A 15,940-nucleotide genomic window follows, 5' to 3' on the forward strand; every position below is an offset into this window, starting at 1 on the left:
CCGAACCGCCGAACCGCTGAACCAGCCGAGTTGGTGCCGGTGTGTACCGTCCTGTGGCACTCAAGGTGCTCGATCTCAGTCTTGATATTGTCTTGAGCCTGGAGCGCGGCAGGGTTGTGGTCGCCAGCCGGTGCCTGTTGCGGCGACCCAGCACCACCGGCCGAAGGCGAGAGCGTGCCCACGGCCGAGGGAGGAGCAAAAACATCCAGCAAAGGGGGCTGTGCGAACCCGTCTGTCGGGCATGGCCGGACTCGGTGGGTCATGAATGACGCGCTTTATGCCGCTGCACCCCTCAGAAAAATATCAAGGCGTGCCGACTGGCGCTTATCGGCCGCATCAAGGGGACTGCGGATATCAAGGTTTTATCAAGGCGCTTGATAGCGCATTGGCCAGCTATTTGTTTTCAAAGTGTTTTTATCGATTTCGGCCGCCCGGTCGAAAAAGTTCACTCATGTTTTTATCCCTTAGCTGGTCTTTATGTTTTCCGGGGCCGAGGAGCCTAGTCTGTGGCCATTGGTTGGCGGGAGGCTCCGCCAAGCGTGTGTTTGATGCCTTAATATCGACCCGGAGATTTTATGTCCCTAGATACGAGCAAGAAGATCGGCCTTGTCGCCTGTACAGGTGTGGTGGCCGGCAACATGATGGGGAGCGGTATTGCACTGCTGCCCTCGGCCCTGGCCACTATAGGTTCCATCTCTGTGTTCAGCTGGGCCATCTGCCTGGTCGGCGCCATGGGTCTGGCCTTCGTGTTTGCCCGCCTCGCCACCAAGAACCCGCAAGAGGGCGGCCCCATCGCCTACGCCGGCGAGATCTCTCCGGTGTTCGGTTTCCAGACCGGTGTGCTTTATTACCACGCCAACTGGATCGGCAACCTGGCCATCGCCATTACCGGCGTCTCCTACCTCTCCGTGTTCTTCCCCATTCTCAACAGCCCGATCCCGGCCGCCGCGGCTACCATCGCCGCCGTCTGGATCTTCACCTTCGTCAACCTGCTTGGCGGCAGCTGGGTGAGCCGGCTCTGTACCCTGGGTCTGGTGCTGATCCTGTTGCCGGTAGTGGGTACCGCCGTGATGGGTTGGGGCCATTTTGATGCCACCGTCTACAGCCAGAACTGGAACACCACCAGCGGCAGCGACCTGCATGCGGTCATCAGCGCCGTGCTGATCTGCCTCTGGTCCTTCGTGGGCGTCGAGTCCGCCGCCGTCTCTTCCGGCATGGTGAAGAACCCCAAGCGCACCGTACCGCTCGCCACCATGCTGGGCACCGGTATCGCTGGCGTCATCTACATCCTCTCCACCCAGGTGATCAGCGGCATGTTCCCGGCCGGTGAAGTGGCTGCCTCCGGCGCCCCGTTTGCCATGGCTTCCTCCGCCATCTTCGGCAACTGGTCCGCACCGTTCGTCTCCGCCTTCACCGCGCTGGCCTGCTTCACCTCGCTGGGTTCCTGGATGATGCTGGTGGGCGAGGCGGGCAAGCGTGCCGCCCACGACGGCAACTTCCCGAAAATCTATGGCGAAGTGGACAAGAACGGCGTTGCCAAGAAGGGTCTGATCCTGGGCTCCCTCAAGATGACTGCGCTGATGGTCGGCCTGACCGCCTTCACCTCCCAGTCCGCCCACGCGGCCGATCTCTTCAACGTGCTGACCACAGATGCGGTGCTGCTGACCATGCTGCCCTACTTCTACTCCAGCATTAACCTGATCCGTTTTGAAGGCATGACCTCCCGCAGCATCGGCGCCATGATTTTCTCCGGTGTCGCCTGCGTCTTCTGCCTGGTAGCCCTGATGGGTGCCAAGGGTTCCAACCTCACCGCTACCTTCGTGGTGTCGCTCATCATCCTGATGTTCTACGCCAAGAAACAGGGTCTGCGTCAGCACGACGCCCTGCTCAAAGAGCAGACCAGCCACTAATTCCGTTTTCCTTTTCCGAGCGCTCTTCACTCACCATCCCTGATGGAGAGCGCCCCATCACGTGTGGAGCATTACGATGAACATCATTGCCATCCTCAACCACCTGGGCGTTTTCTTCAAAGAAGAACCCATTCGCCAGCTGCAAGCCTCCCTCGAGCGCAAGGGTTTCGAGGTCGTTTATCCGGTCGACGTGGCCGACCTGCTGAAGCTGATTGAGAAGAACCCTCGCGTCTGCGGCGCCATCTTCGACTGGGACAAATACTCCCTGGGCCTGTGCAAGGAGATCCACGATCGCAACGAGAAGCTGCCGATCTTCGCCTTCGCCAACGACCAGTCCACTCTGGACATTCACCTGACCGACCTGCGTCTGAACGTGCACTTCTTCGAGTACCGTCTCGGCATGGCCGACGACATCGCCCTCAAGATGGGCCAGGCCACTCAGGAGTATCAGGACGCCATCCTGCCGCCGTTCACCAAGGCGCTGTTCAAGTACGTGGAAGAGGGCAAGTACACCTTCTGTACCCCGGGTCACATGGGCGGTACCGCCTTCCAGATGAGCCCGGCCGGCAGCATCTTCTATGACTTCTACGGCCCGAACGCCTTCAAGGCCGACGTCTCCATCTCCATGCCGGAGCTGGGCTCCCTGCTGGATCACTCCGGTCCGCACAAGGAAGCCGAAGAGTACATCGCCCGTACCTTCAATGCCGATCGCTCCTACATCGTCACCAACGGCACCTCCACCGCCAACAAGATCGTCGGCATGTACTCTGCGCCGGCCGGCAGCACTGTGCTGGTGGACCGCAACTGCCACAAGTCGCTCACTCACCTGATGATGATGAACGACGTGACCCCGCTCTACTTCCGTCCGACCCGCAACGCCTACGGCATTCTGGGTGGCATCCCGCAGAGCGAATTCAGCCGCGAGACCATTGCAGCCAAGGTCGCCGCCACCCCGGGTGCCCAGGCGCCGCGCTACGCCGTGATCACCAACTCCACCTATGACGGCCTGCTCTACAACACCGGCTTCATCAAGGAGGCGCTGGACACTCCCTACATTCACTTCGACAGTGCCTGGGTGCCCTACACCAACTTCAGCCCGATCTACGAAGGCAAGTGCGGCATGAGCGGCGAAGCCATGCCGGGCAAGGTCTTCTACGAAACCCAGTCCACCCACAAGCTGCTGGCGGCCTTCTCCCAGGCCTCGATGATCCACATCAAGGGCGACGTGGAGGAAGAGACCTTCAACGAAGCCTTCATGATGCACACCTCCACCTCGCCGCAGTACGGCATCGTGGCCTCCACCGAGATCTCTGCCGCCATGATGCGGGGCAACACCGGCAAGCGGCTGATCAAGGACTCCATCGATCGCGCCATCTCCTTCCGCAAAGAGATCAAGCGTCTGCGTGAGCAGAGCGAAGGCTGGTTCTTCGACGTATGGCAGCCGGACGATATCGACACCGTCGAGTGCTGGAAGCTGGATCCGAAAGATGACTGGCACGGCTTCAAGGACATCGACGACAACCACATGTACCTGGATCCCATCAAGGTCACCCTGCTGACCCCGGGCATGGGCCGCAATGGTCAACTGCTGGAGAACGGCATCCCGGCTTCGCTGGTCTCCAAGTTCCTGGACGAGCGCGGCATCGTGGTGGAGAAGACCGGCCCCTACAACCTGCTGTTCCTGTTCTCCATCGGTATCGATCAGTCCAAGGCGATGCAGCTGCTGCGTGCCCTGACCGAGTTCAAGCGTGGCTATGACCTGAACCTGACCATCAAGAGCATACTGCCGAGCCTCTATCGTGAAGACCCGAGCTTCTACGAAGGGATGCGCATCCAGGAGCTGGCCCAGCGCATTCACGAGCTGACCAGCAAGTACCGCCTGCCGGAGCTGATGTTCAAGGCGTTCGACGTACTGCCGGAGATGAAGATGACCCCGCACGCCGCCTGGCAGCAAGAGCTGGCCGGCAACGTGGTGGAAGTGCCGCTGCGTGACATGGTGGACCGCATCAGCGCCAACATGATCCTGCCGTACCCGCCGGGAGTACCGCTGGTGCTGCCGGGCGAGATGGTGACCCAGGATTCTCTGCCGGTGCTCGAGTTCCTCGAGATGCTGTGCGAGATCGGCGCCCACTACCCGGGCTTCGAGACCGACATCCACGGCCTCTATCGTCAGGCCGATGGCAGCTACACCGTCAAGGTGCTGCGCTAAGCGAGAGTGACAACAACGGGCCGCAAGGCCCGTTTTTCCCATCTGGGTTCATCCATTTTTTTGCGAGTCAGCATGAAGCGAGTTCTCTCCATCCAGTCCCACGTGGTGTTCGGCTGCGCCGGCAACAGCGCCGCCGTGTTTCCCATGCGCCGCATGGGGCTGGAGGTGTGGCCCGTCAACACGGTGCAATTTTCCAACCATACCCAGTACAGCGCAGGCTGGCAGGGGATGGTGATGCCAAACGGCCATATCCGCCAGTTGATGGCGGGGCTGGCCGACATCGGCGTACTGGGGCAGTGCGATGCGATCCTGAGCGGTTATCTCGGCTCGGCCGAGCAGGGGGAGGAGATCCTGGCGGCGGTGGCTCACCTCAAGGCACTCAATCCGAATGCCCGCTATTTTTGCGACCCCGTGATGGGGCATCCCGACAAGGGGTGCATAGTCGCGCCCGGCGTCGCCGATTTTCTGAAAAACCGGGCGCTGGCCTGCGCCGACCTGCTGGCCCCCAATCTGCTGGAGCTGGAGCAGCTGACCGGCCGCGAAATCTGCAATTTGAGCGAGGCGCTGGCGGCTTGCCAGCAACTGCGTGAAGGGGGAGTGGAGCTGGTGATGGTCAAGCATCTGGGCCGCGCCGGCTTGAGCCTGGACCGGTTCGAGATGCTGCTGGTGTGCGAAGAGGGGGCGTTTCATATCTCGCGCCCCCTCTATGAGTTTCAGCGTCAGCCCATCGGGGTGGGGGATCTGCTGAGTGCCACCATGCTGGCCAACCTGCTGGCGGGCTTTACGCCGGTGGCGGCGTTCGAGCGCACCAATGCCAGCGTGGATGCGGTGCTGGCCCAGACCTGGCTGGCGGGCGCCTACGAACTGCAGCTGGTGGCCGCCCAGCAGGCGATGGTCGAGCCCGAGATCCGCACCTGTGCCCGCCGGCTGCCGGTCTGATGGCGGCGCTTAGCCGGCGCGCCTGGCCAGTTGCACTTGTTGGCGCGCGCCAAGCGGCTTGCGATTGGGTCGGCTCAGCGGGGCACAGGCCAGCTTGAGACGGCGCCACTCGCGCCACAGCAACCAGCACAGCGGCAGGGTCAGCAACACCACGGTAGTGGGCTGGGCCAGCAGCACGCCGTCCCGGCCCCACCAGAGCGGCAGCATGAAGATCAGCGGCAGCAGCAGCAGGGTCTTGGCGGCCGAGATGAGCAGCGCCTGGCGGGTACGGGCCATGGACTGCAGCAGCACGATGCCGAACATGATGATCCCCTCCAGCGGAATGGCGCCGAGGTTGAGGGTCAGGCTGCTGATGGCGGCCGCGAGCAGCTCGCCATCCTGATCGCCGGTGTAGAGCATGGCCACCTGACGCGGCAGCAGCTGGATCAGCAGCCAGACCGCCAGACCGTAGATGAGCGTGATCTTGAGCCCCATCTCCATCAGGAACTTGAGGTCACGATGGCGTTTGGCACCGGCCGCCTGGCTGACCAGCGGCTGGATGCCGAAGGCCAGCCCCTGCAGGATGACGATGAACACCGCCTCGGTGTAACCGGCCACGGTGAAGCCGGCCAGATCCTTGACCGAACCGTGCACCATCAGCTGGCTGTTGTGCAGCAGCAGCAGCAGGCCGAGGTTGAACTGGGCGATCAGGCTCGGCAGGCCGGTGAACAGCAGGTTCGGCATGGCCGGGAAGTCGGGCACCAGGTGGCGCCACTCTATGCGCAGCTTGGCATGGCGGGTAAAGAAATAACCCAGCCCGAGCAGGCTGACGACCCCTTCCGAGATGAGGGTGGCCTGCGCCGTACCGATCAGACCCAGCCCCAGCCGGCCCACCATGATGTAGTTGAGGATGATGTTGAGGATGGCGCCGCTGCTCACCAGCAGCATGGCGAGACGGGGGCGGCCGTCGTTGCGCAGCAGATAGGGCACCGCCAGGTTGCAGGCCAGCAGCAGGGTGCCGCCGCCAATCCAGTAGAGGTAGTCGCTGGCCTGTTGCCAGGTGTCGGTACCTTGTTCAATGCCCAGTGCCAGCAGGATGTCGACGTGCCAGTAGTGCAGCAGCAGCGGCGCCACGGCGCCCAGCAGCCCCAGCAGCCAGAGCGCATTGACCAGCGCCTGGCGGGCCAGGCCGAAATGCCTGGCGCCCTGCTGGAAGGAGATGGCGGTAGCCGCCCCCATGCTGATCATGGCGGCGAGACCGATCAGCACCATGATGACCGGGTAGACCAGGTTGATGCCGGCGAGGCCGGCGGCCCCCACGTAGTGACCGACGAAGATGCCATCGACCAGGTAATAGGCGCCGGATACCAGCATGGCCATGATGGAGGGAAGGGCATAGCCCCAGAAACGGCGGGTCATCGCCCGCTGGCGCAGAGTGAAGTAGGCAGACATATCTGTTCTCTTGGGGAGTTCGATTATCGAGCAGATAGTCTAGATTAATATTTTTTTATCGATAATCCGGTTTCTATTTGATGAATTGCTGAGCCATATTCATCAATCAGCACTGCTGGTAGTGTCCCTTGAGCATGTCGATGAGGGCGCGCAGCCCGTTGCCCAGCTGATGGCGACTGGGATAGAAGAGCGAGAAACCGACGAAGGTGGGGCACCAGGGCTCCAGCACGCTCACCAGGGTGCCCTCGGCCAGCTGCCTGCTCACCTCCTCTTCCAGGCAGTAGGCCAGCCCCAGTCCCGCCTCGGCCGCTCCCAGGTAGAGGGCCGGCGTGCTGGTGGTGAGCGGTCCGGTCACTTCGATCTCCAGCATGGAGCCCTCCTCGCCGGCAAAGGCCCAGCGATAGTGATGGGAGGGGGTGAGCCGATAGCCGATGCAGGCGTGCCGGGTCAATTCGCGCGGGTGCTGCGGGGTGCCGTGCTCGGCCAGATAGGCGGGGGAGGCCACCACCAGATAGCGCTGGGGCGGGCCGAGCGGTACCCCGATCATCTCCTTGGGCAGCAGATCCCCATAAAAGAGAGCGGCGTCATAGCCATCTTCGATGAGGCGCGGCATCAGCTCCTGCTCCACCACCTCCACCTGCATGCGCGGGTAACGCACCATGTAATCGATCAGCACCGGGGCCAGCAACTCATCGATGGCGCCGCGCGGCGCGCTGATCTTCAGCCTTCCTACCGGTTCGTCGCTGTGACGGGCCAGTTCACCCAGTGCACTCTCCAGATGGCTCAAGGTCGGCAGCAACTGGGTCAGCAGGCGCTGACCGGCATCTGTGGGCACCACGGCGCGGGTACTGCGATTGAGCAGACGCACCCCCAAACGGGTCTCCAGCCCTTTCAGGCTGTGGCTCAGGGCGGAGGCAGACACGCCGAGTTCGAGGGCGGCCTTGCTGAAACTCTGGTGGCGGGCGACGGCGGCAAACACCGCCAGTTCGGCGAGATCGGTACGGGTGATGGCCATATTAATTCAGCGAAAAAATGTTGAGCAACAGGGTACGTCAGCGGACGGCAGGGCACAACCTGAGCAAGAAATGGGCAAATGTAAGCAATTTGTTGTACCCACAAGGATATAGATACGGGTGAAACTACCTCTATTTGTTAACGGCTGTTCACAAAATTGGGCTCGTAACGTGATCTCTGACGCCAGAAAGGCGATTCCAGTCAAACTTTGGTTGATTAATTCAAAAAAACACTGTGATCGCTAAGGGGATTTAATTAGAGTCAGCGCATCGGAACAAAAGCGTGTTAGCGAGTTGTAAAGTCTGACGCGTTTGTGGCCCTCGGGCCTATGACCCGCCGGCTTGTTTGTTGCAATTTGGTTGTTACATGGAGTGATGACCAGCTTGCCGGGCCGACGGGATGAGAATAACAGGGATGGACTGCAGGAGTTCCAGGGAGATGGAACAGGGCATTGCGCCCGGTTGACTAGAAATTTTCTATTTTCCTTGATGACAGGAACACCCCTATGTCTGACATGAACATTGCAGTAGAAGGCAGCTTAGCCAGTAATGCGTCTTCCCGTGGCATCAACAAGGCCGATGTGGTCTGGATGCTGGGTCTGTACGGTACCGCCATCGGTGCCGGTGTACTCTTCCTGCCGATCAACGCCGGTGTAGGTGGTCTGTGGCCGCTGGTTGCCATGCTGGTCCTGGCCCTGCCGCTGACCTTCTTCGCACACCGTGGCCTGACCCGCTTCGTGCTGTCCGGCTCCACCCGTGATGGCGACATCACCGAGGTAGTAGAAGAGCACTTCGGCAAGACCGCAGGCAAGTTCATCACCCTGCTCTACTTCTTCGCCATCTACCCGATCCTGCTGATGTACTCGGTAGCCATCACCAACACCGTCGAGAGCCTGATGGTGCACCAGCTGGGCATGACTGCACCTCCCCGTGCCATCCTGTCTCTGGCGCTGATCCTAGGTCTGATGGCGATCGTTCGCCTCGGCGGCCAGGTTATCGTCAAAGCGATGAGCGTGCTGGTATTCCCGTTCGTGATCACCCTGATGGGCCTGGCGCTCTACCTGATCCCGCATTGGAACGGTGCCATTATCACTGAAGCTCCGGCTCTGGGTGATGCCTTCAACGGCGACTTCCTGAAAACTCTGTGGCTGGCCATCCCGGTCATGGTGTTCTCCTTCAACCACTCCCCGATCATTTCCTCCTTCGCGGTGGACAACAAGGGTCGCTACGGTGAAGGTGCCGAGAAGAAGTGCAGCAACATCCTGCTGGGCGCCCACGTCATGATGGTGATGACCGTTATGTTCTTCGTATTCAGCTGCGTACTGAGCCTCTCCCCGGCTGACCTGGCTGCTGCCAAGGAACAGAACATCTCCATCCTGTCCTACCTGGCCAACCACTTCGACAACCCGGTTATCGCCACCGTGGCTCCGCTGATCGCCATGGTCGCCATCAGCAAGTCCTTCCTGGGTCACTACCTGGGTGCACAAGAGGGCATGAACGGTCTGATGGCCAAGTCCCTGCGTGAGAAAGGCAAGAACGTTGACGTCAAGCAACTGAACAAAGTGACCGCAGTGTTCATGATCCTGACCACCTGGGCCATCGCCACCATCAACCCGAGCATCCTCGGCATGATTGAAGACCTGGGCGGCCCCATCATCGCGATGCTGCTGTTCCTGATGCCGATGTACGCCATCACCAAGGTGCCGGCCATGCGCAAATACGCTGGCAACATCAGCAACGTGTTCGTGACCATCATCGGCCTGATCGCCATGTCCGGTATCATCTACAAGCTGATTGCCTGATAACACGGGTTACCCGCTTGAATGAAGAAGCCGCCTCGCAAGAGGCGGCTTTTTTTATGGCCGGGATTCAGGGCTGGGCGTTGTCGATGTTCTCCGCCTGCCAGAGGGCGTAGCCCTTGCCAGAGGCGGTGGTGGGCAGGTCAATCTGCATCAGGTCATTGCCGATGACGAAGGGGCCCGAGTAACTTGCGCGCAGGCTCTGCGCCAGATCCTTCACCCCGAGCTGGCCGTTGAGGCCGATATGGCTGAACACGGTCAGCGCCGGTTTGGCTTCGTTCATCACCCGGGCGGCCTGCTCGGAGGAGGCGAGGTGACCGGCGATCGCCCGGTAGCCCGGGTTGGCCTTCATGCGGGCGGCGGAGGTCATGGAGACGCAGTGCACCAGCAGATCCGCCCCCTTGGCCTCTTTCACCACCTGCGGGCTGTAGCGGGTATCGCCGGAGAGCACCACGCTGTGGCCGTGGTAGTCGATGCGATAGCCAAACGATGGCTTGATGTTGACCCCGTGGTCGTTGTCAAAGGCGGTCACCTTGACCCCGTCCCGGTCGTAGACCACCCCGGCGGTCACCTCGTGGCTGTTGATCTTCACCCCGTCCAGCGGCGTCCCCTCATCCTTGACCCGGGTGGCGATGTCGGTGGCGTAGGCCTGCTGCAGGCCGTTCGCGAGGGCATCGGTGCCCTTGGGCCCGTAAAGCTCCATCGGCGCGTGGCGCTGGCCATAGGCCGGTTGCAGCCAGCCGGTCAGCCAGAGATCCGCCAGCCCGTTGGTGTGATCCGAGTGGAAGTGGGTGAGGAAGAAGGCGTTGACCCGGCCGATGGGGATATGCAGCTGCCACAAGCGGGTGGTGGAGTTGCGGCCAAAGTCGAACACCAGCTTCTGGTTGCCCGCTTCGACCAGGGTGCTGTAGCCACCGCGACTGATCTGGGGCACCGGGGTGCCGGTACCTAGCAGGCTGACCCGGAAGATATCGGGCTGGGCTTGAGTCGCGGTCAGGGTGGCGCTGACAGGGGCGCTCTGCTGAGTGTTGATAAAACTGCTCTCGGCAGCCTGGCTGACACCGGTGGCCAGCAGACCGACCAGCAGGGCGGCCAGATAGGTACTTTTCATGGATGTATGTCCTGATGGGTGAGGTTGCTGATCACTATATTGGTAACCAAAAATGCGATAAATTGGCCAAAAACCATTTCTCACTAAACTTTTGGTTGTGAATGTGGGCCGCTTGCAGCGGGCCAAATGGCCTCGAAACGTGGGCAAAGGAGGGATTGTGGACCGATTGACCAGCATGCGTATCTTCACCCGGGTGGTGGATCTCGGCTCCTACAGCGCGGTGGCGAGCGAAGAGGGGATCAGCGCCCAGATGGTGGGCAAGCATGTGCAGGGGCTGGAGCAGTGGCTGGGGGGCAAGCTGTTTCACAAGACCACCCGCCAGCAGACCCTGACCGAGCTGGGCCAGCTGTTTCTGGCCCGATGCCAGCGAGTGCTGGAGGAGCTGGCGCTGACCGAGTCGCTCACCCAGCACCTGCTGGCCGAGCCGGCCGGGCGGCTGCGCATCGCAGCTCCCTTAAGCTTTGGCCACCATCGGCTGGTGCCGCTGCTGCCCGCTTTTCTCGACCGCTACCCCAGGCTGGAGGTGGATCTGCAGCTCACCCCGCGCTGGGTCGATCTGGTGGAGGAGGGGTTTGACGCCGCCATCCGCACCCTGCGTCCGCAGGATGAGGCGCTCATTGCCCGTCCGCTGCTGACCCAGTACTACCGCCTCTGCGCCTCACCTGATTACCTCAATCGCCACGGCGTGCCGCGCCGTCCTGCCGATCTTGCTCGCCACCAGTGTCTGCACGGCAACTGGGGCGAGCACGAGCGCTGGCAGTTTGTCGGGGAGAATGGCCAGAGCGAGGAGGTTCGGGTGACCTCGCGCCTGCGCATCAACCACTGGCCCGCACTGCTGACGGCAGCGCTTTCTGGGGCCGGCATCACTTTGCAGCCGGCCGAACAGGTGCAAGAGCATATCGCTGCGGGGCGGTTGCTGCCCCTGCTCGATACCTACCGCATTCCGGACAAGACCCTTCATTTCATCTACCCGGCGGCGCGCCGGCAGGTACTCAAGATCACCCTGCTGGGGGATTTCCTGGCGGAGGCGCTGGCCGACAAATCACCGCAGCCGGCATGAGCCGGCTGCGGTGATTGGGTTATGCCTGCGCCAGGTGTTGCCTGAAGAAGGGGACTATCTGTGCCAGTGCCTGGCCGGTGGCGTCGGGCTGGTCGTAAAGATCGTAATGGCTGGCCCCCTCGACAATCTGCAAGCGTTTTTGCTGTGAGCGGGCACGGCCAAAGAGCTCGAACCCGTCCCGATATGAGCCGAAGGCCCCGGGCGCTCCGCCACCGATGACGATATGCAGGGGCTGGGTCAGCAGCAGTTCGGCAAAGGCAAACGCATCCCAGTTCATGGCCGGCCCCAGGCTGCTCATGCGCAGCTTGTTGGGGGAGCCGGGTTGTTGGCCGCGCGCCGTGGTGTAGTACTGCACCGCTTCGACGATGTCGATGTCGTGCAGCCCCGCCTGCTCGCGTTCTGCCTCCGAGCCCGGGATATAGCCCGTCACCATGGTGTCGGCGCCGCGCGCCTCGGCGGTGCGCTGGGCGGCGATGGCCTCCAGAGTCTTGAGGGCCGCATCCGGGGTGAGATCCCCCTGGCGCAGGATGCGGCCGTAGTTGGCCGCCACCACGGTGGCCACCGCCTTGAAGCGGCGCTCGGTCATGGCGGCGTTGACCGCGTAGCCACCGCCGCCGCACACCCCGAGTACGCCGATGCTGTCGGCATCCACGAAGGGCAGGGTCACCAGGTAGTCGACGGCGCAGCGAAAATCTTCGACCCGGGTGGCGGGGTCTTCGCTAAAACGCGGCTCGCCGCCGCTCTCTCCCTGGGTGGAAGCATCGAAGGTCAGGGTGATGAAGCCGGCCCGGGTCAGGGCCTCGGCGTAGACGGCGCCGGCAGTCTGCTCCTTGCAACTGCTGATGGGGTGGGCGCAGACGATAGCCGCATAGTGTTTACCGGCATCAAATCCCTCAGGCAGGCGCAGGGTGGCGGCAACGTCCCAGTGGTGGTGGGCAAAGCGGACCGATTGTTGCTGTGTCATCTGTTGTTCCTCACAAAGAATTAAAGGTGGGTACGAAAGAAGGGGATGAGGCCGGTGAGCGCGCCGTCGACCCATTGGGGCTGGTCGTACAAACCGATGTGGGTGGCTCCCTCGACGATGAACAACCCCTTGTGCGCACTGGCGGCCCGCTGATGCAGCACTTCGCTCATCCAGCGGGTGCCGGCTTCGCTGCCTGCCACCAGCAGCAGGGGCTGGGTCAGGAACAGTTCGGCCTGGTGGAAGGCATCAAACGTCACCAGCTGGGCCAGGCTGCGGGTGGTGAGCCGACTCGGGGCGTTGTCATGCCGGGCCCGTGGCGTACGGTAGTAATCGAAGGCTTCCGCCCAATCCGGATGAAGCTGCTCTCCCTGTTCACGGCTGAGCGGCGTGGTGGGCAGGTACTGGATGGCTGCACCGGTCGCCTCGGCAGTGCGTGCGGCCATCGCTAGGTCGCGCAAGGCCAGACACTCGGTCGGCGTGCCGCGCTTGTCCCAACCCTGGCGGTACATCTGACCGTAGTTGACCGCACTCACGGTACCGATCGCCTTGAGCCGGGTGTCCATCATGGCTGCAGCTGCGGCGTAACCGCCTCCGGCGCAGATCCCGAGCACGCCGATGCGCTCAGGGTCGACCTCGGCCAGAGTGGTCAGGTAATCGACGGCGGCGCTGATGTCGTCCACACGCACATGGGGATTTTCCAGCTGGCGCGGTTCACCCTCGCTCTCTCCCTGATAGCTGGCATCAAAGGCCAGCGCGATGAAACCGGCCTTTGCCAGGTGTGAGGCATAGAGGCCGGCGGTCTGCTCCTTGACGCCACCGGAAGGGTGAACGCAGACGATGGCGGGGTAGCGTACGCCCGCTTGCAGATCGGCAGGCAGATGAAGGTGGCCGGCCAGGCTCAGGTGTTGATTGGCAAAACGAACGGGGTACATGGTGTGCTCCTTGGGAGTGGGGCGCCAGGATGCGGCGACGAAGAGAGCATATGCCGCCACCTTTGATTTGATTAGATGGCCCAATCCGAATGCTTTAATACTGATTTCTTATGAATAGCGGCAAGAATCGGGTGACGTTGCGAGCGGGACGCGGATGGACGCTGGCACAGCAGGGTAGCAGCGGTGAGAAAACTTATCTGGATGGCGCGTATAATCGGGGCAGTATTATCACCATGACTAATCAATGATGAAAGAGAACCTCAACGAGCTGACGACCTTCATGGTGGTGGCCAGGGAGCAAAGCTTCACCCGCGCGGCTGCCCAGCTCGGGACGTCCCAGTCCGCCATCAGCCAGACGGTGAAGACCCTGGAGCAGCGACTCGGCCTCAAGCTGCTGTCACGCACTACCCGCAGCGTCACCCCCACTGAAGCCGGTGAGCGGCTGATCGCGCTGGTGGGACCGGCGCTGGCGCAGATCGACAGCGGCCTCAGCCAGCTGACAGCGCTGCGGGACAAACCGGCCGGCACCATCCGCATCACGGCGGACGAATACGCCATTCGCGCCGTGCTCTGGCCCAAGATCAGCACCTTTTTGCACCACTATCCGGATATCCGGGTCGAACTCAGCACCGATTACGGCCTGGTGGACATCGTCGCCGAGCGCTACGACGCCGGGGTGCGTCGCGGCGGTTTGATCGCCAAGGACATGATTGCCACTCCCATCAGCCCCGAGATCAGGATGCTGGTGGCTGCCGCCCCCCGCTATCTGGCGGCTCATGGCCGCCCGAGCCGGCCGCAGGAGATCGCCAGCATCCATCAGTGCATCAATCTGCGCTTGCCGACCCAGGGCGGATTTTTCTCCTGGAGTTTTCTGGAAGGGGGGCGGGAGCTCAAGATCCGTGGCGAAGGGCAACTGGTGTTCAACAGCATCGGCAACGTGCTTGAGGCGGCGCTCGACGGTTACGGGCTGGCGTACCTGCCCCAGAGCATGGCTGAGCCCTATCTGGCGGATGGCCGGCTGGAGGAGGTGCTGGCCGGTTACAACATGGTGCACCCCGGTTACTACCTCTACTACACCAGCCGCTTGCAGGCCTCGCCCGCTTTCTCGTTGCTGCTGGAGGCGCTGCGCCACCGCAGCTGACCTCGACTCACCCGCGAGCCTCCCGGCCTGAATAAAGCACTGCATATTCTTGCCATCCTGCTTAACTATCGTGCTTAACAAAGGGGCGGGGCAGGCCTAACATGGCGGGATGTTTTTCTAGTTGGGACAAAAGGATATGTCTGGGTTGAAAAAGGATCTCGGGCTCTGGCAGGGGATGGGGCTGCTCGCCACCTCGCTGCTCGGCACCGGGATCTTCGTGGTACCGGCGACTGCCGCCTCGCTGGCGGGTGGGGCGTCGCTGTGGGCCTGGTTGCTGCTGATTGCGCTGGTGCTGCCGATTGCCTTTACCTTTGCTCGCCTCGGCCGCCGCTACCCCCACGCCGGCGGGGCACCACACCTGATTGGCCTTGCCTTTGGAAACGGCGCCGAGCGCTTCTCCGCCTTCCTGTTTCTGGCGGTGCTGCCGGTGGGCCTGCCTGCCGCCCTGATGATCGCCGCCGGCTTCTGGCACGCCCTGTTCGATCTGGGAGAGTGGACCCTGTGGGGCATCCAGCTGCTCACCCTGCTCGGGGTATTTTTGCTGGGGCTGCGCGGGGCACGCTCTTCCGGCAACCTGCAGTTGCTGATCGCGCTCGCCATTTTGGGGCTCACCCTGCTCATCTGGTTCAAGGGGGATATCAGCTGGCGCGACGCCGCCCGGCCGCTGCCGACGACGGACGAGTGGCCTGCCATGGCCACCGCACTGGCGGTGATGTTCTGGTGTTTCGTCGGGCTCGAGGCCTTCGCCCACATGGGGGAAGAGTTCAAGCGACCGGAGCGGGATTACCCTATTGCCCTGCTCGGCGGGGTGCTGCTGGCGGGGCTCATCTACTGGGTGCACTCGCTGGTGGTGCTCAAATATGGCCTCTACGGCGATGAGGCGACCAACGCCACCGCCATTCCGGCCCTGCTCTCGCTGCTGTTCGGCCCCACCGCCAAGTGGCTGGTGGCGGTGCTCGGCTATCTCTCCTGCTTTGCCAGCATCAACATCTACCTGCAGGGATTTGCCCGGCTGATCTGGAGCATGGCGCGCGAAGGCAAGCTGCCGGTCTCGCTGGCCCGCCTCACCGCCCGTGGCGCGCCGCTGCGGGCCTTGAGTCTGGTGCTCGCCATCTGTCTGGTCTGCATCACCCTGATCATCTGGTTGCGACTGCCCCTCGACGAGCTGATCCGCTACGCCAACGGCAACTTCGTGCTGGTCTACCTGCTCTGCATGGCGGCGGGTTGGCGTCTGCTCGGCGGGGTGGGCAAGGGGCTGGCGGGGGTGAGCGTGCTGCTCTGTGCCCTGGTGCTGGTGGCACTCGCCTCCCAGGTGCTCTATGCCGTGGTGCTCAGTCTGGGGTACGGCTGCTTCTCGTTGTGGCGGCGCAGACGCCGCCGCTCGGCGTCCGATGAGGGTGTCTGCGTCATCAAGTAACCCGAAAAAAAGCC

Annotated in this window: 12 protein-coding genes; 7 read left to right on the top strand and 5 right to left on the bottom strand. The window is 62.4% G+C overall.

Annotated features, from left to right (window positions below):
- Nucleotides 1-575 precede the first annotated feature (575 nt).
- From cadB to pdxY, 3 genes are all read left to right on the top strand, one after another.
- A complete protein-coding gene (gene cadB, locus E5E97_RS10485) occupies nt 576-1,910 on the top strand; it encodes a cadaverine/lysine antiporter (protein ID WP_118881724.1) in 1,335 nt (444 codons plus the stop codon).
- Nucleotides 1,911-1,986: 76 nt separating this feature from the next.
- A complete protein-coding gene (locus E5E97_RS10490; protein WP_065476253.1) occupies nt 1,987-4,119 on the top strand; it encodes a lysine decarboxylase CadA in 2,133 nt (710 codons plus the stop codon).
- Nucleotides 4,120-4,191: 72 nt separating this feature from the next.
- Complete coding sequence (gene pdxY / locus E5E97_RS10495; RefSeq protein ID WP_118881723.1) at nt 4,192-5,058, top strand: pyridoxal kinase PdxY; 867 nt, start codon at nt 4,192-4,194, stop codon at nt 5,056-5,058.
- A 9-nt stretch (nt 5,059-5,067) separates the two neighbouring features.
- Here the strand turns inward: pdxY and E5E97_RS10500 are convergent, their stop codons facing one another.
- Both E5E97_RS10500 and E5E97_RS10505 read right to left on the bottom strand, forming a co-directional pair.
- Complete coding sequence (locus tag E5E97_RS10500) at nt 5,068-6,489, bottom strand: MATE family efflux transporter (protein WP_118881722.1); 1,422 nt, start codon at nt 6,487-6,489, stop codon at nt 5,068-5,070.
- Nucleotides 6,490-6,595: 106 nt separating this feature from the next.
- Entirely contained in the window at nt 6,596-7,504 is a 909-nt protein-coding gene (locus tag E5E97_RS10505) for a LysR substrate-binding domain-containing protein (protein ID WP_118881721.1), read from the bottom strand.
- A 504-nt stretch (nt 7,505-8,008) separates the two neighbouring features.
- Between E5E97_RS10505 and E5E97_RS10510 the strand changes: the two genes are divergently transcribed.
- Complete coding sequence (locus tag E5E97_RS10510; protein ID WP_024946034.1) at nt 8,009-9,304, top strand: HAAAP family serine/threonine permease; 1,296 nt, start codon at nt 8,009-8,011, stop codon at nt 9,302-9,304.
- A gap of 67 nt (nt 9,305-9,371) precedes the next feature.
- Here E5E97_RS10510 and E5E97_RS10515 read toward each other — a convergent pair whose 3' ends face one another.
- Nucleotides 9,372-10,412 (bottom strand): MBL fold metallo-hydrolase, encoded by a 1,041-nt coding sequence (locus tag E5E97_RS10515; protein ID WP_171280244.1) that lies wholly within the window; start codon nt 10,410-10,412, stop codon nt 9,372-9,374.
- A 157-nt stretch (nt 10,413-10,569) separates the two neighbouring features.
- Between E5E97_RS10515 and E5E97_RS10520 the strand changes: the two genes are divergently transcribed.
- Entirely contained in the window at nt 10,570-11,472 is a 903-nt protein-coding gene (locus E5E97_RS10520) for a LysR family transcriptional regulator (protein WP_171280245.1), read from the top strand.
- A 19-nt stretch (nt 11,473-11,491) separates the two neighbouring features.
- Here the strand turns inward: E5E97_RS10520 and E5E97_RS10525 are convergent, their stop codons facing one another.
- A complete protein-coding gene (locus tag E5E97_RS10525) occupies nt 11,492-12,436 on the bottom strand; it encodes an alpha/beta hydrolase (RefSeq protein ID WP_029303704.1) in 945 nt (314 codons plus the stop codon).
- Between the two features lie 20 nt (nt 12,437-12,456).
- Complete coding sequence (locus E5E97_RS10530) at nt 12,457-13,368, bottom strand: alpha/beta hydrolase (RefSeq protein ID WP_029303703.1); 912 nt, start codon at nt 13,366-13,368, stop codon at nt 12,457-12,459.
- A 244-nt stretch (nt 13,369-13,612) separates the two neighbouring features.
- On the opposite strand from E5E97_RS10530, the gene E5E97_RS10535 reads away from it, so the two are divergent.
- Together E5E97_RS10535 and yjeH are read left to right on the top strand one after the other, a co-directional pair.
- Nucleotides 13,613-14,509, top strand: coding sequence for a LysR family transcriptional regulator (locus E5E97_RS10535; protein WP_029303702.1), 897 nt, complete (start codon nt 13,613-13,615; stop codon nt 14,507-14,509).
- 136 nt (nt 14,510-14,645) lie between these two features.
- Nucleotides 14,646-15,926, top strand: a complete 1,281-nt coding sequence (yjeH, locus tag E5E97_RS10540; RefSeq protein WP_171280246.1) for an L-methionine/branched-chain amino acid transporter — start codon at nt 14,646-14,648, stop codon at nt 15,924-15,926.
- Nucleotides 15,927-15,940 lie beyond the last annotated feature (14 nt).

The sequence above is a fragment of the Aeromonas sp. 2692-1 genome, from assembly GCF_013085505.1.
Lineage (GTDB): Bacteria > Pseudomonadota > Gammaproteobacteria > Enterobacterales > Aeromonadaceae > Aeromonas > Aeromonas hydrophila.